Genomic DNA, 20,951 nt, shown 5'->3' on the forward strand with positions numbered 1-20,951 from the left:
TACCATAACGATATCCACATTTTGTAAGCGTTTTTATCCGCTAAATGAATCGTTTGGTCCGTTCCAACGGAACCCTCGTGAAAGCACGCGTGACAACTATACCATCATGATTTTCATTGACAGGGTGCCGGCAGAGCACACATGAAAAACGGAGGTTGATTGTTATGATCAAAAAGAGAGAAACCGTTTGGTTAAGCTGCCTTCTGATCGGTGCATTATTGAACGGCTGCAGCCGGGGCGAGCCGATCGAACCTGCAGGGGATCCCGCTTCACAGAAGCCGAAGGATCCGATAACGCTGACCTGGTACTTCGCGCAAAGCTCGCTCGAGGCTACCCTGGACCCATCGATCCAGGAAGCCCTAAAGGCGAAATTCCCTCACATTACGTTGAATTTTATTAACAGGGGGAAAGGCAGCGAGTACGCCGACCTGATTGCGCAGGGAACGCTGCCAGACATTATTTATGAATCGACCGCATTCACGACAAGCAGGGTCATTACGAACGGCTTCCATTATGATTTGCAGGAGCTGGTAAAAAAACACAATTTCGATCTGGGCAGCATTGAACCCAATGTATTGGCCCACACGCTCGCGCAAAACAGCGAGAAAAAGCTGTACAGCCTGCCGTTTACGATGAATAAGTACGCGTTATTTTACAACAAAGATATCTTCGACAGGTTTGGCGTCGCTTACCCGAAGGACGGCATGACTTGGGACGATGTCTATGAGCTGTCCCGGCTATTGACCCGGGAGGACGGGGCCGTTACTTACCAGGGCTTTACGACACAGCCTAATAATATTATGCTGAATAACCAGCTCTCTATCAGTCCTTTGCATACAAAGGAAGACAAAGCCACCATTCATAATGACGGCTACAAGCTGCTGTACGACAACTTGAGACGCTTCTTCGAAATTCCTGGCGCGATTATCGCTCCGTTGGGCGATTTCTCCAAAGGGACGATTGCCACGATGGTCAACAGCCATTCGGCGATTGTCGGTGCGGTTCGCGCCAATCCGCAGCTCAATTGGGACGTGGTATCCGTGCCCGGCCTGAAGGAGCGTCCGAATACCGGGTTCAAGCCGGCCACTTTGTCGCTGTTCGTCGCGCAGACGTCGAAGTATAAAGACGAAGCCTTCGAGGTCATCTCCTACATGCTCTCCGAGGAAATGCAGACGCTTCTGTCCAAGAATGGCCAAGGGACAACACTCAAGAGCGCTGCCGTGAAAAAAGCATTCGGCCAAAATGTGCCGGAATGGGCTGGCAAAAACGTAGGCGCGTTATTCTATTATCCCGACGCCCCTCCCATGGAACCGCGGGATTCCAAGCTGACCGACGTCGGCGTAGACTTCGGCAGCTCCTTCGCCACGATGATTAAAGACAAGACGGATTCCAACACGGCGTTAAGAAGCTTCGAGGAAGAAATCAATAAAGCCATCGAAGCGGCCAAGGCAGCCAAGGAAGTGAAAGCCAAGTAATGCCAGCCCAGAGAAAAAGCGTTTGGTCATTCAACCAAACGCTTTTTTTTGCTTGCACCGTTATTCCTGTCCAGCATCGTGAGGAACTGTGATAGTGACCGAAGCACTGGTCTTGTGTCCCGCTTTATCGGCAGCCGTATAGGTAATCGTGTAGACCCGCCCCGATCCCTCTCCCGCCCTTTCCGCTTTAAGCCGGAACTCGGTATCGTTCGTCCCGTAGTCCGCGTCAGCAACACCTTCCGTGTCCGGCTCGCTGCTAACGATGGAGTCCAGCGTTACTGTGCTTATACCGGAGATGGAGTCAGCCTCCTGCACGGTCACCCGGATCGGCGTCATCCGTCCGTTCGGCGGCCACAGTTTCGCCTGATCCGGCACGACGATTATCGTCGGAGCCGTCCGGTCGACCGGTATCGTAGCCGTACGGATCTCTTCCGTGTTGCCGGCTTGATCCGAGCTGCGGTATTCGAGCACATTCGTTCCCTCGGTTGCAATAGGAATCGAACCCTCGTAGCTCCTCCACTCTCCTCCGTTCAGACGGTATTCCGTACGCGCCACACCGGTCCCTTCATCCGTCGCGTTCAGCGTTACCGTGACATCACCGGTGTACCAGCCGTTGTCTCCGGCAGGCTCCGAAGGCACTATGGCCGACGTCGACACAGGTGCCGTCTCGTCCGTCGACATCGTCATCGTATAGGTCAAGGAGCCGCTGGCCTGCAGCTTGAGCATATGGATTCGTTTGTCGTAAATCCGGTATCCCTTCTGCTCAAGATTCGCTTCCACCCCTTCGTCGAAGGTGATGTGCAGCACGGCGTTGCCACGGACCAACGTGAAGCTTCCGCCGTTCAGCATGACTTGATCGTCTGCTCCTACCACGATCGGCACGTATTCCACAAACGGCTCGGCATGCTGGACCTGCACCGATATACCGTCCTCCAGGAAGGTTACCGATTTCGTTCCGGCTGTACCCAGATTGTATTGAACCTCCATCTGACCTTGCGCTACATCGCCATGCCCGATAGCCGGCTGAAGCGTTTGTCCGTTGATTCGATAGGTCGGCAGCACATTTCCGTTCTCGTATACCCTATTGGACGAAGCTTTCATTGTTCCCCATGATAATCCTCGATTTGTTGAAGCCGACGAGGATTCCGTCTGGCTGGACACCATAATACCGCCTTGGGGGTGCCAGAGCAATCCAATCCCGAAGGCTTGCATGGCCGCCTTCTTGGGCCCTGCGTTGAATGCCGCATAATAGTCCGGACGTCTCACGTAAGTAAACTGCAGCCCGCTTCGATCGTCATTGCGCTGGTGATTAAAACGTTCGCTCGCAAGGTATGGCAGCTGGGCAACCGCCGCCGCACGCTCCGCTTCCGTTGGATAGTAGCGGTACAGAATCCGGTTGTACAGTCCGTACGGATTGTACGAGTTTCCTCCGTTCAAAGAAAGGGCCGGCACATTCGGCCAGATGCCGTTCTTGACGATATCGCTTTTAGCCTGCACGATTTCCGCCGCCGCTTCGTCCCGGGTTTTGACAAACGCTCTTGCCAGTGGAAGCTTCTCCGCAAGAGGGATATCTTTTCTCGCGTAATGACCTGAGTCTGTACGTCCCGACGGCGCCGCATTGGACGTAAAGAACGAGCCGTCCGGCTCACGGACCAGATTGTAGGACAGCCAGTCGATGAACTTGCTTTCCTTGGTAACCAATTTCTGCTCCATATCGGTATTCTTGAAATAGTAATAGTCCGTCATCATATTCTGAATATGGACGCCTACATTGTAGCCCATATCATACCCGCTGTTCTCATAATAAAATCCCGCCGGACTGATAAACGCCGCTGCAGATTGATCGAACCTCTCGCGCATTTTCGCATCGATGGCCGCATCCGGATGATAGGCCAAATAGGCGGCGGTGGCGGACCACATGAGCGTATACTGGTTCGTATAGGCGGTGCCGTGCGTCCAGAAGGCGCTGTCGTTCAACACATGCACGATCGCTTTACGGCTTGCCTCGATTACTCGGTTGTACAAAGCTTCGTCAATGGATGGGAAGCTGGGGTCCGCCGCTTTGGCCTCCTCCAACAGACGAACGGTTTGACCGAGAAATTGCAGGGCAAACGACGTTCCCGGCAAATTGTAGCCCCCTGCACTGTATTCGGAGAAAGCTCCTTGCGGGCTCTGCAGGGATAACAGATGCTCAAGCACCGCTTCCAAACGGTATTTCACCTGTGGCATCCCGTAGTAAATGTTCCACGAGGCCCGGTTCGTATAGAAATAGGTGAACCATAGATGATTTTCCTGAATGCGCGCATTGTAAGGGAAATTATCTTTCGGATCCCGGTGCACCACGATATCGATAAATCCGCGATCCGGCTCATCCAGCCTTACTGCGTTGGCCACCGTGTGGAAATGCTTGTAGTAATAAGGAATTCCACGGCGGTCGTTCACCCAAACCTCCGGCGAAATATAATCTTCATCGGCAAAGTCATCGGGATCGATCAAGCTGAAATCGGGAGCTGGAACGGCTCCGATATCGCTCGTAGCGAGTACTGCAGGACCTAGCAGCTTCGATTGATTGGTTCCCGCACGGGTCACGACACTGAACTCGTACTTGGCTTGGGGCTTGAGCCCGTTAAACGTATAGGTCGTTCCCGTAACGGTTGCCGCTTCGCTGCCGTTCCGGTACACGTGATAGGTGACGCCGGCATATTGGTTCGCTTCCATTACGGCAGGCCAGGTCACCGTTATGTGATTAAGACTTGATGAAGTAGACGTAATTGTAGCGCCGGCAGGCCAATTCAAGGCCATGTTGACTGCGTTCAAAAACGTGCTGCGCGCTTGCTTCAATTGGTTGTAGGCGGACTGCATTTCGTTCGGCAATGCATCGGGATTATTGTTGACAGCCCGTGCGGCCTCAATCGCCGAAGCGAACGCGGTGGCAGCCGCTTGAGGATACTGTCCGGGGCCGTTACCGACTACGGCGCTATTCAGCACGGATTGCGAGGCGTCGATCTCTTCTTGAAGAGCCAACCGGTTGTACACAGAGTACAGGGTCGATTTGCCGATCTGGATGGCCCACGAGCTCGGATGCGCTGCCGTATCTCCGAACACGATCTTGACATATCGGGTCCCGGCAGGCAGTGCCGTCGCATCCCAGCTCACCTTGCCCCAGCCCCCGACCAACGGATCCGTGCTGACCGTTTTGACAACACTTTCCATCGGAGTGTATACGGAGTTGTCCGGCGAAGCCTCAAAAGACATATCCCCAGGTATGACACCCGTGCCGCTTCGATTGTACCACGTCACAATCTGGAAGCCGCTCCAGACACGAATATCTGCATTCGGAGTCTCGTAAATGACATAAGCTTCCCCATTCGACGTTTTGTAAAATCTGGAGCTATCGCCTCCATACCGCTCGGGGCTGCTAGAGCTTATTGCAATATTACTTGTTTTGTAAAAAAGCTTGGAGTAATCGGCATTTTCGTCAATGACCGTCATAGGCTCCTCACTGGCGCTGACTGATGGAGTAAATGGCACCGGGGCTAGAAGCACGGTTAGTATCGCGATACATACGGTTAACAGGGTTGCAAAAGGCAGGAACGGTTTCATCTTTATCAACTCGCAAGCCTCCTTTTCTTTCCTCTCGATCTTGGCACAAACGAAAAGCAGTAATGCATCATAAGCACTTTGAGTTCAGCATCGGCTCCCTTCCATTTTAGACAGCACTTTCTTGTAAGAACAAAATCCATATATGTTAATGTAAGTGCATACATTACAGGATTTATAAAAGACGCAGAACTCACAATAGGTATAAACTATCGGATCTGCGCCTGGATTCAGTCTGTGTTTAACACGATTCCATCTTAAAGGTATATTGAAGAGCTTCTTTGGCTTCCAGGGTAAGTATCTGCATTTGGCGGGTGTAGATGTGGAAAGGCTTGGGAACCAGCTTGGCAACCGCATCTCCTTCGAATTGGATACGCAGCACGATATCGCGCCTATACAGAGCGATCTCACCGTCTTCCACAACCATCCGGTCGCCAGGAGCAACCATGAGCGGAATTTGCTCTTCGATGCGGCCGAGATGGCGGACGGTCACAGCAATGGCATTTTCCCCGAAGCGGACGGTTTTCTCACCCTCAGCCCCGAGCTCATATCTCATTTCCATATCGCCCTGAGCTATATCGGTGCAGCCCCGTACAGGGGGTATTTCTTGCAGGTCTACGTAGTATCGCGGGCAGACATCTCCGTTCTCGTATACCCGAGGTTCGCCATCCTTTTTCGTCCCCCAGGACAGCCCTTTGCTTCCTTTCAAGGCTCCCGCTTCGGTCTGACTGGATAGAAGAATACCGCCCTGCGGATGCCACAGCAGACCGAGTCCGAATACTTGCGCGTTCACCTTCTGAGGTCCGGCCGCAAAAGCCGCATAATAGGACGGCCGCCGTACGTAGGTAAACTGCAGACCGCTGCGGTCGTCGTTGCGCTGATGGTTGAATCTTTCGCTTGCTCTATACGGAAGCTTGGCAATGGCCTCCTTACGTTCGGCCTCCGTTGGATAGTACCGGTACAAGATACGGTTATAGAGCCCGTAGGGATTAAAGGAATTGCCTCCTGTCTTATTCAGCTCCGGCACATTGGGCCAGCTGCCGTCCTTCATGATCTCGCCTTTCGCCCTCTGGATATCTCTCGCGACCTCTTCCTGCGATTTGACAAAAGCTCTAGCCAGCAGCAGCTTCTCCGCAAGCGGAATATCCTTTCTCTCATAGTGGGCGGATTCCGTACGGCAGGAAGCGGACGCATTCGACGTGAAGAACGATCCGTCCGGCTCTAACACCAGATTGTAGGACAACCACTCAATAAACCTGCTCTCCTTCTCCACTACTTCCTGCTCCAGCTCGGTTTTCCTGAAATAGTAGTAGTCCGCCATCATATTCTGAATATGGACGCCCACGTTGTAGCCCATATCATAGCTGTTATTCTCGTAATAAAATCCTGCCGGACTGATGAAGGCGCTTGCAGATTGGGCCATCCTTTCACGAAGCTTCGATTCGATCGCCTCATCCGGATGGATAGCCAAATAGGCTGCGGTTGCCGACCACATCAAAGTATATTGGTTCGTAAAGCCGGTTCCATGCTCCCAAAGCCTGCTGTCATGCAAGACATGTTCAATCGCCTTCCGGCTCGCTTCAATCACTCTGGTATAAAGATCTTCGTTAATGAAAGGAAAGTCAGGATTTGCCGCTTTGGCCTCCTTCAGCAACCGTACGGTTTGGCCGAGGAATTGGAGCGCGAACGACGTTCCCGGTAAATTGTATCCCTCCGGGCTGTACTCGGAGAACGCTCCTTTCGGCCCCTGCAAGGTTAGCAGGTGCTCCAGTATCGCCTCCAGCCGGTGCTGTACCTGGGGCATCCCATAGTACATATTCCATGGCGCCGGGTTCGTGTAAAAGTAAGCAAACCACAGGTGATTCTCTTGAACGCGTGCATTGTACGGGAAATTATGCTCGGGACTGCGATGAACCACCAGATCGATAAAACCACGATGAGGCTCCTCCAGCCGCACTGCGTTTGCCACCGTGTGGAAATGCTTGTAGTAATACGGAATGCCCCGGCGGTCGCTGGGCCATACATGAGGGGATATGTAATCGTCATCCGCGAAATCGTCCGGTCGGATCCGGCTGAAGTCAGGTGCAGGGACAACTGCTGTGTAGGCAGCTGAAGCTTCTGTAATCTTGCTCGCTTTCCCGCTTCCATCGATGATCATTATGGGTTCCTCCACATCTAATAGATTGCAGCTTAAGCACCTCGATCATAATACAGCCCGCAACCTCCCATCCAGTTGCGATTTAGTTGCATAAATGAACAAGTGCAGCACCTGCGAGTGTACACCAAATAAACCAAATAACCGCAATCGGATATGTTGAAGTACTTGTTCTCATAGAACTACCAAATCATCACTTTAGCATGTATAGGTAAACTCGGTTAATCAGCATCCAAAAAGCACCGGACACAAAAAGCACCGGACAAAAGTCCGGTGCTGAGATTGAGCTATTATGCGGTTACATCCTGCGCGGAAGCTGCTTCCTTACAGCCGCGTGCGCAAGCTTGCGGCGACGTCGACGATCATATCCTCCTGACCGCCTACGGCTTTGCGCCGGCCGAGCTCAAGCAGGATATCGCGAGGGTCGACGCCGAACCGCTTGCCTGCCTTTTCTGCATGCAGCAGAAAGCTGGAGTACACGCCGGCGTAGCCCATCGCGAGGCTGCCCTTGTTAATCTCCGGCACGCGGTGCATGACCGGAGCGACCACGCTCTCGGCGAGATCCATCATCTTGTACAGATCGATGCCGAGGTCGACGCCCATGCGCTGGAGAACGGCGATCAGCGCCTCGGTCTGGGTGTTGCCGGCGCCGGCGCCAAGGCAGCGCACGCTGCCGTCGATGCGCGTGGCACCCTCCTCCATCGCAACGAGCGTATTCGCGACGGCGAGAGAAAGATTGTTGTGCGCGTGGAAGCCGATCTCGCACGACAAGGAGCTGCGCAGCGCCTTCACGCGCTCGCGCACCTGCTCCGGCAGCATCGCTCCTGCCGAGTCGGTGACATAGACCGCCTGCGCGCCGTAGCTTTCCATCTTCTGCGCCTGCTCCACGAGCACCTCGACCGGCGCGGAATGCGCCATCATGAGGAAGCCGAGCGCTTCCATGCCAAGCTCGCGCGCGGCATACAGATGCTGGGCGGATACGTCCGCCTCCGTAACGTGCGTCGCAACGCGCACCAGCTGTGCGCCGAGCGAGCGGGCCTGCTTCAGCTCGTGCACCGTGCCGATGCCGGGGATGAGCAGTACCGCAACGGCGGATTGCTTGCATTCGTCGACCGCCGCTTCGATCAGCTTCATCTCATCGACGAGCGAGCGCCCGTACTGGAGCGTCGAGCCTCCCAGTCCGTCGCCGTGGCTCACTTCGATGTAATGCATCCCTGCGTCGTCCAACGCCCGGGTAACGGACCGCACCTGCTCCACCGTAAATTGGTGGGCCACCGCATGGCTGCCGTCCCGCAAACATACTTCCGTTATGCGGACCGGCTTATCGCTATTGCGCAGCATTAGCGTCGCCTCCTTTCCCTGCCGGGGCCGCCGCCAGCCGGTACCGGGCGAACTCTTCGCCGATCCGGGCGGCGGTAGCCGTCATAATATCGAGATTGCCGGCATAAGGCTCGAAATAATCGCCGGCTCCTTCCACCTCGATGAAGATCGTCACCTTGTCTTCATCGAACAGGACGTCTTGCCTAAGCCGGTAGCCCGGCACATACTCCCGTACCTGTTCAGCCATCTCTTGCACAGATTGTCTGATGGCCTCCTTATTCATGTTCCGCACCTGGCAGTACACCGTATTCCGCATCATAATCGGCGGATCGGCCGGATTAAGAATAATAATCGCCTTACCGCGGTCCGCTCCGCCGATCTCCTCCAGCCCGCGCCGGGTCGTACTCGTGAATTCGTCGATATTCGAGCGAGTACCTGGACCTGCGCTTTTGCTCGAGATGGTCGCTACGATTTCCGCGTAAGTGACGTCCGCCACCCGGTTCACTGCATGAACCATCGGAATCGTCGCTTGCCCTCCGCACGTGATCAAATTCACATTTGGCGCTTCCAAATGGTCGCGTAAGTTAACGACCGGGCACAGGAACGGTCCGCGCGCCGCAGGCGTCAGATCGATGGCGGTGATGCCCAGCTCCTTCAGCACCTTGGCATGTCTTACATGCGCTTTGGCTGCCGTCGCGTCGAATACGATATCCGCCAGCTCCGGGCGATCCAAGATCGCCTGAATGCCGTTATCATAAGTCGCGTAACCGCGAGAGCGCGCTCGTTGCAATCCATCGGAAGCCGGATCGATGCCGATCATCGCGGTCAGCTCCAGCCATTCGCTGCGCTCCAGCTTATACATCAAATCCGTGCCGATGTTACCCGACCCCAGGATCGCCGCTTTGATTTTCTTCATGGTTCTGCTCTCCCTCCAACCGTGCTATTAAAACGTAGGACCGATCCGATTGATTCCGAAGTCGTACTGCTTCAAAATTTCCGCCTTCGTCCATTTGCCGTTCGCCACGTCCAGCACTTCGTCAAACATCCGGCGCCCTACATCCTGTACGGATTCTTTTCCTTCTATAATGGTGCCTGCATTCATATCCATGTTGTCCGCCATCGTTTCGAACATGCGAGTATTCGTGGCGATTTTGATGACCGGAGCAATCGGGGAGCCTGTCGGCGTACCGCGACCGCTGGTGAACAAAACAATTTGCGCGCCACCGGCCACCATGCCGGTCAGCTGCTCGATATCTTGTCCGGGCGTATCCATCCAGACGAGACCTTTCTTCGTCGGCTGCTCCGCATAATCGATCAGCTCCTGCAGCGGGCGGGAACCGGCTTTCGCTGCGGCACCGAGCGACTTCTCCTCGAGCGAGCTGAGACCGCCTTTAATGTTGCCCGGCGTCGGGTTGCCGGTGCGAATGTCGACCCCCATCATGATCGCTTTGGCTTCCATCGCCTGAATGACCTCGTACACGCGCTGTCTGACCCGGTCATCTACCGCACGGTTCGCGAGCAGATGCTCCGCGCCGATGATTTCCGACGTCTCGGCCAATATCGCCGTCCCGCCGCCATCGACAAGCATGTCGCTCACTACGCCTACGGCCGGATTGGCCGACAAGCCGGAGCAGGCGTCCGATCCGCCGCATTCCGTGGCTACGATCAGCTCGCTGATGTCGCATTCCTCGCGACGCTGCATGGAGGCGTCCTGTACCATACGTGCCGCCACCTGGGCTCCCCTGGCGATAGTCATCAGCGTGCCGCCGTTCTCCTGAATGGACACCAGCTCGACCGGTTTTCCCGTCCGCTTGGCGATTTCATCGGCGACGCTGCGCCCTTGATGCGTCTCGCATCCTAGACCGAGCACGACGACGCCGTACACGTTCGGATTGCTGCCGATGCCTACGTACGTGCGGAACGTTTGCTCGTAGTCGATTCCTACCTGCGCACAGCCGTGCTGATGAATAAACGACACGGTGCCTTGCACCAGCTCCGTTATACGAACGGCAGATTGTGTCGCACATACAATGGTAGGCAAGATCAGCACATGGTTTCTGACTCCCACCCGTCCGTCCTTGCGGCGGTATCCCCAAAATTTCGCGTTATGCACCAACTTGATCCCCCCGCCCTCTTTTTCCATCCAAATTGTGAACGTGGACATGCTCCCCCGGCTGAATGACCCGGTTTGCCATCCCGATGACCTCGCCGTACTTGAGGATATCTTCTCCTCCAGTGATCGGCCGAACCGCAAATTTATGTCCGAACGCGATAGGCTCGCACAATGTCACGGTCAAGCTAGCGTCGTCGACGTGCAGTTGTACCGCAGCGCCCGCCGGGATATCCTCCAATGCCGTAGCTACGTTGTCCTGCTTTTTCATCATAATGGCCCTATAGATGCTGCCCGCTGTGTTCAAGCTGCTCATCCTCCATTCTTCTGTGTACGGTTCTTATCGGGACCGAAACAGGTTATCTCGTTATCTAGCCCAGTACATCTCGCCGGACGTTTCCGTAATCATTGCCTCCTGGAGAAACTGTACCGCCTTGTTGAAGCCCTCCCGGGTGGACATCAGCCCATCCTCATGCTCGATGCTAATAGCTCCGCTGTAGCCTAAGGTCCGCAGTGTGCTGATGATTTCCTTCCATACTTCATGCCCATGACCGTAGCCGACGGTGCGGAAAGCCCAGGAACGGTTGGCGATATCGCGGTACGACTTCGTGTCCAGTACGCCGTTCAGCCCGTTGTTGCGTTGATATATGGCCGTATCCTTCGCATGGAAGTGATAAATGCGCTCACCCAGGCTAACGATGCACGCAATCGGATCCATGCCCTGCCAGAACAAGTGGCTGGGGTCGAAATTGATTCCAACGTTCTCGCCGGCTTCTTCACAGAGCCGTAGCGCCGTCTCCGAGTTGTAGACGACAAAGCCGGGATGCGGCTCCACCGCTATTTGGATTCCGTACTCTCTGGCTGCTCTTCCCATATCCTTCCAATATGGAATAACCTTTTGCTCCCACTGCCAGGTCAATGTCTCCAGAAAATCCGTCGGCCAGGGACATGTAATCCATGCCGGACGCTGCGACGTCTCCGATTCCCCCGGACAGCCCGAGAAGTTGACGACCGTTTCGACACCGAGCTCTTTAGCAAGCAGGATTGTATTCATAAAATCATCATGATGAGCTTCTGCAATCGCCGGGTTAGGATGCAGCGGGTTGCCGTGGCAGCTTAATGCACTGATCGTCAAGCCGTTTCGCTCAAGAGCGCTCTTGATTCGGGCGATCTCAGCAGGCTTGCCGAGCACCTCTTTCGGATTCAAATGCTGGTTGCCCACATATCCTCCTGTAGCGATTTCTACCGTCTGAATGCCTTGGCTAGCTGCGAGCTCCAGGGCATCTTCCAAGGAGAGAGTCCTAAACAATTTCAAAAAAACACCGAGTTGCATCGTTCCACTTCCTTTATTCGCTTAATATGGCTATAGCTCGCTAATTTTCACCCATCTCCGTTCGGCAATGGACAAGTCGACCGCTTCAAGCACCTGCTGGCACATGACGCCGTCGGCAAAATTCGGTACCGGCTGCCGGTCCTCGCGAATCGCCTCCATCAGCTCCCGAATTTCATGGACAAACGTATGCTCATAACCGATCGTATGTCCCGGAGGCCACCATGCATCCATATAGGCATGAGCCGGATCCGTCGCCAGCACACGGCGGAAGCCCTGAACGTCGGGATCGTCGTCTGTAAAATAAACCTCCAGCTCGTTCAGCCGTTCAAAATCGAAGCGGATGCTGCCTTTGCTTCCGTTGATTTCGAACGCATTGGTACAGCGATGGCCTGCGGCGAACCGGCTTGCCTCGATGCTGCCCATAGCGCCGCCGGCAAAACGGATCAAAAAAAGCGTCGCGTCATCGACCGTAACTTTGCCCTTGGGGGCGTCCTTGCTGCCCTTGGCGCTTAGACCGGACATTGCAGTAGGCATCGGCCGCTCGGGAACGAACGTTTCGCTCATGCCGATCACCTCCGACATGCTCCCGACCAAATAGTGGGCCAGATCGACTACATGCGCGCCCAAATCGCCGTGGGAGCCGGAGCCCGCCACTTCTTTTTGCAGCCTCCAAACCAGAGGGAAGTCCGGATCAAGCAGCCAATCCTGCAAAAACCAGCCGCGAAAATGATAAATCTCCCCCAGCCTGTTTTGTTCAATGAGCTTTTTGGCCAGCTGGACCGCAGGCGCGAAGCGGTAGTTGAATCCAACCATATGCTTAATCCCCGCTTGCTCCGCCGACTTCAGCATGTCCCGCGAATCCGCCAAATTCAAGGCAAGCGGCTTTTCGCAAAAGAGATGCTTTCCCGCCTTGGCGGCTGCTATAGCGATTTCCTTATGCGCATCGCTCGGGGCATTAATATCGATGAGCTCAATCGCAGGGTCGCTCAACAGCTCCTTCCAATCGGTGACGAAGCCCTCCCAGCCGAACTGTTCCGCTGCCTGCACGACCGCTAGACGGTCTCTGCCGCATATCGTTTTCATAACGGGAGTTACCGTCTCGGGGAAGAACATCCCGATCCGGCTGTACGCATTGCTGTGCGCCTTGCCCATAAATTTGTAGCCGACCATGCCGACGTTGATTTGCTTGTTACTCATCCGTATCTCACCTCGTATACTTGGAGATGAAATCGTTGATGGTGACGCTACGGCCCTCTCGGGTCGATTGAATCGCCGCACAAGTGAGGGCGAAGCTTTTGATATTGTCGGCAAGGCTTGTTACAGGTTCCCGATGGTTTCGGATCGCCTCGACAAAATCGTTCAACGAAGACATCCGGTCGCCGTAAGCTGCTTCCGGCAGCTCCACTGCCGATGGCTCGCCTTCCTTATCCTGCTTCCATATGAAGAGCTGATCGTCGGTCATCTCGATGGCTCCGTGCTCCCCGTATACGCGGATGTCGCCATTCCATGTTGTCTCCCGGCCCCGGTTTACCCAGCTGCCGAAATAGTTGACACGAATATTATCCTCGAAACGGATGACGACGCTTGCCGACGGATTGCCGTTAAACCAGCTCCAGTAGGGACGGAAGCTTTGCGCATATACATCAACCGGTTCTTTGTCCAAAATAAACCGCATAATATCGAAGTGATGCAGCGACATGTCTTCGAGCAAAATCTCGTCCATCTCGTTGCGCCAGCCCCCGACTTGATGCGCCTTGCGGAAATCGTATTCGATATAGCCTACACGGCCGATAATCTGCTCTTGCAGCAGCTTTTTTAAGGTTTGGATACAAGGTCGCCAGCGGTAGTTTTGGCTGATCATGATTTTGCGGTCGTAGCGCTTGCTCTGCTCGTACAGCTCCGCCGCTTCGTCGAACGTATGCGTGAGCGGCTTCTCCAGCACCACATGCAAGCCTGCCTGCAGAGCTTGAAGAGCGATAGATTTATGAGTAGCCGGAGGGGTGACGATCAAGGCCATATCCGCCTCTACCGCCTGAGCCGCTTCATCCAGGCTGCCGAACAGCCTGCTGTCAGGAAGCTGTGTTATGGCCGATGCCGCCGCTAAATTGTCCGGCACTACGTCGACAACCGCCGCCAGCTCTACCTGGTCATACTCGGATAGCACCTTCAACCACGATTGCCCGAACCTCCCGGCCCCGACCTGAATGACTCGAATCTTGTTCATACGATTGCCTCCCATGAGCTTGAACTGTCTTAAGTGTCGTGTCTTAAGATCAAACCGTGTTTATATGAATACTCCGCTGCCGTCGAATTTCATTTCCTCCAAATCCCCGACCACTTTCACGTGGTCCAGCGCCTCGATTTCAGGAATCAGCGATTCCGACACATACATATGCTCCAGATGCAGCGTGTTAGCGATCCGTATGATGCGGGCCTGCTCGGGACTGACACCCCAGCAGCAGCGCAGTGCCGTTCTCATCGCTTCCAGGTCGTTGTCCAAGATGATCGGAATCAATGCGCGATGCAGGAACGTGCTCGTAATCACATTCTCATTCGTTTTGTGATAATCGATCTTCTCGAACAGCCGCTTCGTCGTCAAATCGGCAAGGCCGATCCCGAGCGCGTTGCCCTGGCATTCATCGCTCAGATCGCCCGCTATCACATACTTGATATTAGGCGATGCCGGCTCATCGACGCCTAGAATGCGCATGCGGCCGATAATGTTCGTATCCATGCCGGTACCGCTGTAGTTCTTCCCGATGCGGTCGACATGCAGCACATCCAGCTGCTGTACCGGCAGCTTCGGCATGAGCGAAGCCGACAGCTTGAGCAGCTCACGCTCTCTTTCTTCGATACGAGGTGTCGGGATCGCCTCGATTACCGCCGTTTGCTCATATGCGTTCTCCACGATGCCGATGCCGCACAAAATGTTCGCTTTCTCAAATACGACGCGCGACACCTCCGGCATGAAGTCGCGGATTCCTTGAATGCCGTAATTGTGCAGCGCAAGTGCTTGCTCATGCTTGCCGAGGCCGATCGCCGCCATTTTCATAATGCCGCTTTCGATGCCGATCGGCGATTTGAAATCGGTATGCACCTTGATGCGGCCGATCAGGATAATGCCGTCCCCTTCAGAAGCGTGGCGGTCGATGTACACCGGGATGTCCCGCTCCGTCCGGCCGATCTGCACGACCTCCATCGACGACAAGATCGGCGCTTCGCAGTACGCCTCGGTCACTCCGAGGCTGGCCAGCACCTTCACCTGGCCCTCCGCCGTAGCTCCGCCGTGGCTGCCCATTGCAGGAATGATGAACGGCTCGGCGCCGAGCGACTTGAGCTTCGCTGCTGTCGCCTTGATGATCTCTGCGATGTTGGCGATTCCCCGGCTCCCGGCCGTCAGAGCGATTCTCATGCCCGGCGTTACGGCTTCATCAATGCCGGCACGGGCTAGCTGCTCCCATACTTCCCTTGCGATATGCTCCACTGCAGGCCCGGCGAAACGCTGCTTAACCTGCACCATCCGCGGCAGTTTCATGTGCATGCTCTCCTTTTCGTCTATTATCCGATCAATCGAACGGCTAGCTTCATCGCCTGCTCCATCGCACCCGGATCGGCAACGCCTTTGCCGGCAATATCGAAGGCGGTGCCGTGCGCCGGCGTAGTAATAACCACCGGCAGTCCTCCGCTGACGGTAACGCCTCTGTTGAAGCCCATCAGCTTCATCCCTGTTTGCGCTTGGTCATGATACATCCCGACCAGGCAATCGAACGGATCGGTCTTGAGCCGCAGGAAGATCGTGTCCGCAGGGTACGGACCAGCGACGTTAATGCCCTCCTGCTTCGCCTCCTGAATAGCGGGGCGGATTTCCTCAATTTCCTCCATTCCCATCAGTCCCCCGTCCCCGGCATGCGGGTTCAACGCGGCAACGGCAATGCTCGGATTGGCTATACCGGCATTCGTTAATGTGGTATGGGCAAAACGAATGATTCGGGCAACTCGTTCTTTCGTAACCAGTCGGCTCACGTCCTTGAGAGCGATATGCGACGTCACGCGGGTCACCCATAGATTATCCATGACGTTGATTTCGCTGAAGCCTTCCTTGCACTCGAGCAGATCTGCGAAGAAATGCAGCTCATCCTGGAAGTGGAATCCTCCGCTATGCAGCGCTTCCTTGTTGATCGGCGCATAAATGACAGCGTCGAGCTGTTTGTTTTGCGCGACTTTCAGCGCGTACGTCAACGTCTCGCCTGTCGCTTTGCCCGACTCAACCGATAGCTGGCCCGGCGTATACGCATTCGCCGGTACATTATGCAAATCAATGAAGTAGAGATCATCTGCCGAGTCTACCTGCCCGACATTGTCTATGCTGCGGTAAGTAATCGAGCTTCCCGCTGCGTCCTGCCCCTGCTGAAGCACGCGCTCATCACCGATCAGCACCCATGTGGCCAGCTGACGAATTTCTGCATTTTGCAGCGCTTTGACAACCAATTCCGGGCCGATGCCCGCCGCATCCCCTAAAGTGACTCCTACAACCGGTTTTGTTTTCAAGTTCTCTGCATCTCCTTCTGTATATGTTTGTGCTTAACGAATAATTAATTGAGTATTCCGAATATTTAGAGCATTGCTTTGCCTGAAGCACTGTCCATTATGGTCAGCGCACTGCACTATAAGAGTATACGAACCTCGATGCTCCATCTTTCCTGCTAATTCGCCGAGCAATTGCCCCGTTAACGGGCTTACAATGGGATCCGTACCATCCGGCCGGTTTCGGCAGACTCCAGAGCGGCCAGAATGATCTTGAGCGACTTCATCCCTTCTTCGCCGGAAATCGCGGGCTTCGTGTTAGCCGTAATATGGCCGGCAAATTCGCGCACGATTCCGCTCTCCGTCTGCTTCTCGTTGGTGGCCACCTTGCCTATTTGATGCAGTACCTTTTCCCCATTGTTTTTCTCAACAATCACGTTATAGGTTGAATCTTCGATCAACCGCAATATGCCGTGCTCGCAGTAGAATACGGTGCTGTTGTCTTCCTTCGCTTTGTAAGTCCAGCTCGCGGCCAGCGTTCCGATAATGCCGCTCTCCGTCTTGACGATGCATACTGCATTGTCGTCCACATCCGTATTAGGCTTATGCAGCGTGCCGACGAAAGCGCCAACCTCGATGATTTCTTCGCCGAGCAGATAGCGCATGAGGTCGGCTTTATGTACGCCGAGATCGCCCATCGCTCCGATAAACGCAAGCTCCTTCTTGAAAAACCAGCCCCCGGCTCCTTCGATGCTCCATGACTCCGGACCGCCATGCCCGAACGAGGTGCGGAACGTTAATACTCGGCCCAGCTCGCCGCTTGCCAGCAGCTGCTTCGCCTTTTGATGCGGCAGCATAAGGCGTTGGTTATGCCCGATCATGAGCAGCTTGCCGTTTCTTTCCGATGCGGCGATCATCGCCCTCGCTTCCGCCTCGCTGACCGCCATCGGCTTCTCGCACAGCGCGTGCTTGCCCGCCTCCAAGGCGGCGATGGTGATCGGCGCATGCAGCGCATTCGGCGTACATACGCTGACTGCATCCAGCTCCTCGTGACGCAGCAGCTCGCGATAGTCGGTATACGCCTTCGCGCCGTATTGTGCGGCCATTTCTTCGGCACGTCCTGCGAAGACATCGGCGACTGCAACAATGTCCACATTCGGCAATTGCGCATATTCCGGCAGGTGTCTTCTTCTGGCAATGGCTCCACAGCCTATAACGCCTATTTTTATCGTTGTCATGATGATAAGCCTCCTAAATGATTGAACCGCCCAATTGCGGGGCTGCTCCTCCGAAATCGGTCAACCTTTCACCGCTCCCGCAGTAATGCCTTGAATAATGTAGCGCTGCATCGCCAGGAAGAATACGATGATCGGCAAAACCGCCAGCGTCAAAGCAGCTAACGCCAGATGCCATTGGTTCGTATATTCCCCGAAGTATACATACGTCGCGAGCGGAATCGTCTGATTCGCCTTGGCGCTCAGCATGATGAACGGCAGCAGAAAGTCGTTCCAGATCCACAGCGAATGCAGGATCGCAATCGTTGTTGTAATCGGCGCCAATAGCGGGAGCAAAATCCGGAAAAATACGCCGACCGTCCCGCTGCCGTCTATCGTGGCCGCTTCCTCCAGCTCCAGCGGAATCCCCTTGACGAAGCCGTGGTACAGGAACAGGGCGAGCGGGATGCCGAAGCCCCAGTACATGATGACCATTCCGTGCAGCGAGTTGATCAGATGCAGGTCTTTGGCCACCTTGACGAGGGGGATCATCATCGTTTGAAAAGGAATGACGAGCGACGACAGAATGACCAGAAAAATAATATGGCTGACCGTTCCCGGATTTCGGACCAGCTGGTAGGCAGCCGCGGCACTGATCAGCAGGATGCCGAGAACGCCGGCTACCGTAATGATCAGCGAATTGGCGAAGACCCCGGGGAAATGAATCTGATTCCAGACGGTAGTGAAGTTGGTGAACCGGAACTGCTCCGGCAAGGAAGCCGTCGAAGCAAGGACCTCATTGTAGCTTTTAAAGGCGTTGACGAAGGTTAAATAAAGCGGAATAAAGAAGATAACGCCAAGCGCGATCATGAACAGCTCGATGATGAATTTTCCAGCGTTATAACGTTCATTCATTTACATCTCCACCTCCTTCCGCTTCATGACGAACACCTGTACCACGGTGATGGAGGCAAGCACGATAAAGAATACAACGGCTTTAGCCGAGCCGTACGTATATTCGTTCTTTGTGAACGCGTCCAAATAAATATGGAGCGCCAGCGACTCCGTCGTTCCGAACGGTCCGCCTTTGGTTAGCGCGAAATTCAGATCGAACACCTTGAATCCGTGGGAGATCGCTAGGAACAAGCATACCGTCATCGCCGGCATAATGAGCGGCAGTATAATATTCCACAGCCTCCGCCAGCGGCCGGCCCCATCCATCTGTGCGGCCTCTATCATATCGGTCGGAATGCCCTGCAGTGCCGCCAAGTAAATGACCATCAAATATCCTGCGTAATGCCATACGCTTACCAGCACCAAAGACCAGAATGCGTAGCTCGGCAGGCTGAGCCAGTTTTTTGCAAATATCGAGATGCCGGTCAGGCTTGCAATTTGCGGAAAGCCTTGTGTAATAATGAATTGAAAGATAAAGCCGATGATAAGCGAGCCGACGACATGCGGCAGGAAGAACACGGTTCTTAGCGCATTTTTCGTTTTCAAAGCCATATTCAAAACAAAAGCAAGCGCAAATCCAACGATGTTCACCAAAATCGTACTAACGACCACGTACTTTAGCGTGAAGGTAAAAGATCTTACAAACTCGGTATCGCTGAGCATCCGTGTGTAATTGCTCCACCCGGCCCATTTGACTTCGCTGCTGATGCCGTTCCAATCCTGAAACGAATACACGATTGCTCTCAGAAACGGCCACATGATGAATATCGTGAACAACAGGACAGCAGGGGAGACAAAGGCGATGTATAATAACCATTTTCTCGTTTTCGTTCGCGACATGATGCATACTCCTTTTCCCCGTTATAAACGATCAGCCTATACGCGATAACCGGAACAGCGACAATCGGCGCATGGGCTGATCCATGGGTGGGCAATTACTTTTTCACAGCGTTACTCCACAGCTTCTGAACCTCTTCCAGCACTTTTTCTCTGCTCATCTGCCCCCCGACATAGGCTTGCAGCGGCTTGGTAAACTGTACGTCCATTCCGGCCGGCCACAAGGAGTAAGCCCAAGGGATCGTTTGGTTTTTCTCCACATATAGGTTCATATCGTCAGCCAGAGGACCCAGCTCCTTCGTAGCCTTCATATCTTTAAATGCCGGAATCAAGTGCATCGAATCGACCAAATATTTCTGACCGTTCTTATGCATCCAGGTGAGAAATTTCTTCGCTTCCTCCAGCTGCTTGGAGTCTTTGTTGACAACGTAATAATTCGGGATGCCTACCGGAAGCTTGGTATCGGCGGGATTATCGGTTAGCGGAATGGCGAACATGCCGAATTTGAGATTCGGATTGACCTTCGTGATCAGCTCGATCGTCCAGACGCCCTGCTGCATCATCGCCGTTTTGCCGTTTGCAAACTCGGCTACCTGGTTGTCATAGCTGATGCCGACTGACTCGGCTCCTTTGCCGTACTTCGCTGTCATATCGAGCACATCAAAGAAATTGTTCATGAGCGGTACGTCTTGTACTTTGGCTGTGCCTGCGTTAATTTTGCCGATCAAATCGTTAGGATTGCTTGCATAGGCGAAAGGCAGGTTGAACAGGTTGCGGCCAAGCACGAAGCCTTCCTTGTAGCCTTCGGCATAGGAAGGAATACCCGCTGCCTTCAGCTTCTCATTCGCCTGCTTCAGCTCCGTCAATGTGGTCGGCACTTTGTCGATGCCTGCTTTGGCAAACAAATCTTTGTTATAAATGAATCCGTAGCCTTCCATCGCTACCGGGAAGCCGAACTTTTTGCCGTTGATCGTCATCCCTGGAAGCGCCGCATCCATGACTTGGCTCATCCATGGCTCATTCGACAAATCGTACAGCCGCTCGTTCCAATCTTTAATGCCGCTGAAGCTTTTCACGAAGAAGATATCCGGCTCATCTCCGGAGGCGAATCTCGTTTTGAGCATCGTATCTACATCTCGGATCACTTGGGCATCGATCGTAACGTTCGGATTTTCCAACGCATAATCGGCTGCCATTTGCTTCACCTGGTCGGTTACTTCCACCTTCCCTTGAATCAGCTTCAAAGTGACCTTCGGGGCGCTGGACTGCGCCGGCGCAGCCGTTTTGGCCGGTTCATTCCCTCCGGCACAGGCTGACAGAATGGACACGGTTAATGCTGCTGTTGCCGTTAGGGCGACCCACTTGTTCTTTTTCATCGTATTCCTCCTCGGTACTCTGTGGATTGACTTGATAGCTTTATTGTAAAGAG

The 20,951-nt window shown here is 54.3% G+C and carries 16 protein-coding genes; 1 reads left to right on the forward strand and 15 read right to left on the reverse strand.

The genetic code is table 11. The annotated features are described in order from the left end of the window. The first annotated feature begins 164 nt into the window (after positions 1–164). Complete coding sequence (locus tag ACFQ88_RS31440; RefSeq protein WP_239633995.1) at positions 165–1,475, forward strand: ABC transporter substrate-binding protein; 1,311 nt, start codon at positions 165–167, stop codon at positions 1,473–1,475. 60 nt (positions 1,476–1,535) lie between these two features. Here the strand turns inward: ACFQ88_RS31440 and ACFQ88_RS31445 are convergent, their stop codons facing one another. From ACFQ88_RS31445 to ACFQ88_RS31515, 15 genes are all read right to left on the reverse strand, one after another. After that, complete coding sequence (locus ACFQ88_RS31445) at positions 1,536–5,078, reverse strand: OmpL47-type beta-barrel domain-containing protein (RefSeq protein WP_379460938.1); 3,543 nt, start codon at positions 5,076–5,078, stop codon at positions 1,536–1,538. Positions 5,079–5,316: 238 nt separating this feature from the next. After that, positions 5,317–7,233, reverse strand: a complete 1,917-nt coding sequence (locus tag ACFQ88_RS31450; protein WP_379460687.1) for a hypothetical protein — start codon at positions 7,231–7,233, stop codon at positions 5,317–5,319. 321 nt (positions 7,234–7,554) lie between these two features. Further along, positions 7,555–8,571 (reverse strand): 4-hydroxy-2-oxovalerate aldolase, encoded by a 1,017-nt coding sequence (gene dmpG / locus ACFQ88_RS31455; RefSeq protein ID WP_379460689.1) that lies wholly within the window; start codon positions 8,569–8,571, stop codon positions 7,555–7,557. After that, complete coding sequence (locus ACFQ88_RS31460) at positions 8,558–9,466, reverse strand: acetaldehyde dehydrogenase (acetylating) (protein WP_379460691.1); 909 nt, start codon at positions 9,464–9,466, stop codon at positions 8,558–8,560. The genes dmpG and ACFQ88_RS31460 overlap by 14 nt, the downstream gene beginning before the upstream one ends. A 27-nt stretch (positions 9,467–9,493) precedes the next feature. After that, positions 9,494–10,663, reverse strand: coding sequence for a UxaA family hydrolase (locus ACFQ88_RS31465; RefSeq protein WP_239633990.1), 1,170 nt, complete (start codon positions 10,661–10,663; stop codon positions 9,494–9,496). Continuing rightward, positions 10,656–10,976, reverse strand: a complete 321-nt coding sequence (locus ACFQ88_RS31470) for a UxaA family hydrolase (protein WP_379460693.1) — start codon at positions 10,974–10,976, stop codon at positions 10,656–10,658. The genes ACFQ88_RS31465 and ACFQ88_RS31470 overlap by 8 nt, the downstream gene beginning before the upstream one ends. Before the next feature lie 51 nt (positions 10,977–11,027). Further along, positions 11,028–11,993 (reverse strand): sugar phosphate isomerase/epimerase family protein, encoded by a 966-nt coding sequence (locus ACFQ88_RS31475; RefSeq protein ID WP_379460695.1) that lies wholly within the window; start codon positions 11,991–11,993, stop codon positions 11,028–11,030. Positions 11,994–12,023: 30 nt separating this feature from the next. Then, on the reverse strand, positions 12,024–13,190 hold the full coding sequence (locus ACFQ88_RS31480) for a Gfo/Idh/MocA family protein (RefSeq protein WP_379460697.1): 1,167 nt from the start codon (positions 13,188–13,190) through the stop codon (positions 12,024–12,026). Between the two features lie 7 nt (positions 13,191–13,197). After that, the gene (locus tag ACFQ88_RS31485) at positions 13,198–14,217 is read right to left on the reverse strand and encodes a Gfo/Idh/MocA family protein (protein ID WP_379460699.1); all 1,020 of its coding nucleotides are present in this window, start codon (positions 14,215–14,217) and stop codon (positions 13,198–13,200) included. A 60-nt stretch (positions 14,218–14,277) separates the two neighbouring features. After that, entirely contained in the window at positions 14,278–15,528 is a 1,251-nt protein-coding gene (locus ACFQ88_RS31490; RefSeq protein ID WP_379460701.1) for a nickel pincer cofactor-dependent isomerase, group 22, read from the reverse strand. 23 nt (positions 15,529–15,551) lie between these two features. After that, entirely contained in the window at positions 15,552–16,541 is a 990-nt protein-coding gene (gene pdxA / locus ACFQ88_RS31495) for a 4-hydroxythreonine-4-phosphate dehydrogenase PdxA (RefSeq protein WP_379460703.1), read from the reverse strand. Between the two features lie 188 nt (positions 16,542–16,729). After that, positions 16,730–17,755, reverse strand: coding sequence for a Gfo/Idh/MocA family protein (locus tag ACFQ88_RS31500; protein WP_379460705.1), 1,026 nt, complete (start codon positions 17,753–17,755; stop codon positions 16,730–16,732). 60 nt (positions 17,756–17,815) lie between these two features. After that, positions 17,816–18,646: a carbohydrate ABC transporter permease gene (locus tag ACFQ88_RS31505; RefSeq protein WP_239633982.1), complete on the reverse strand. Its 831-nt coding sequence runs from the start codon at positions 18,644–18,646 to the stop codon at positions 17,816–17,818. Beyond that, entirely contained in the window at positions 18,647–19,525 is an 879-nt protein-coding gene (locus tag ACFQ88_RS31510) for a carbohydrate ABC transporter permease (protein WP_239633981.1), read from the reverse strand. 95 nt (positions 19,526–19,620) lie between these two features. Beyond that, on the reverse strand, positions 19,621–20,898 hold the full coding sequence (locus ACFQ88_RS31515; protein WP_379460708.1) for an ABC transporter substrate-binding protein: 1,278 nt from the start codon (positions 20,896–20,898) through the stop codon (positions 19,621–19,623). Positions 20,899–20,951: the final 53 nt, after the last annotated feature.

The organism is Paenibacillus sp. NPDC056579 (assembly GCF_042793215.1).
Lineage (GTDB): Bacteria > Bacillota > Bacilli > Paenibacillales > NBRC-103111 > Paenibacillus_S.

Coding starts and splice junctions, on each gene's coding strand:
- ACFQ88_RS31505 (WP_239633982.1), bottom strand. CDS start 18,646: ATGAATGAACGTTATAACGCTGGAAAATTCATCATCGAGCTGTTCATG.
- ACFQ88_RS31510 (WP_239633981.1), bottom strand. CDS start 19,525: ATGTCGCGAACGAAAACGAGAAAATGGTTATTATACATCGCCTTTGTC.
- ACFQ88_RS31500 (WP_379460705.1), bottom strand. CDS start 17,755: ATGACAACGATAAAAATAGGCGTTATAGGCTGTGGAGCCATTGCCAGA.
- ACFQ88_RS31475 (WP_379460695.1), bottom strand. CDS start 11,993: ATGCAACTCGGTGTTTTTTTGAAATTGTTTAGGACTCTCTCCTTGGAA.
- ACFQ88_RS31460 (WP_379460691.1), bottom strand. CDS start 9,466: ATGAAGAAAATCAAAGCGGCGATCCTGGGGTCGGGTAACATCGGCACG.
- ACFQ88_RS31490 (WP_379460701.1), bottom strand. CDS start 15,528: ATGAAACTGCCGCGGATGGTGCAGGTTAAGCAGCGTTTCGCCGGGCCT.
- ACFQ88_RS31480 (WP_379460697.1), bottom strand. CDS start 13,190: ATGAGTAACAAGCAAATCAACGTCGGCATGGTCGGCTACAAATTTATG.
- ACFQ88_RS31445 (WP_379460938.1), bottom strand. CDS start 5,078: ATGAAACCGTTCCTGCCTTTTGCAACCCTGTTAACCGTATGTATCGCG.
- ACFQ88_RS31440 (WP_239633995.1), top strand. CDS start 165: ATGATCAAAAAGAGAGAAACCGTTTGGTTAAGCTGCCTTCTGATCGGT.
- ACFQ88_RS31470 (WP_379460693.1), bottom strand. CDS start 10,976: ATGAGCAGCTTGAACACAGCGGGCAGCATCTATAGGGCCATTATGATG.
- dmpG (WP_379460689.1), bottom strand. CDS start 8,571: ATGCTGCGCAATAGCGATAAGCCGGTCCGCATAACGGAAGTATGTTTG.
- ACFQ88_RS31485 (WP_379460699.1), bottom strand. CDS start 14,217: ATGAACAAGATTCGAGTCATTCAGGTCGGGGCCGGGAGGTTCGGGCAA.
- ACFQ88_RS31515 (WP_379460708.1), bottom strand. CDS start 20,898: ATGAAAAAGAACAAGTGGGTCGCCCTAACGGCAACAGCAGCATTAACC.
- ACFQ88_RS31450 (WP_379460687.1), bottom strand. CDS start 7,233: ATGATCATCGATGGAAGCGGGAAAGCGAGCAAGATTACAGAAGCTTCA.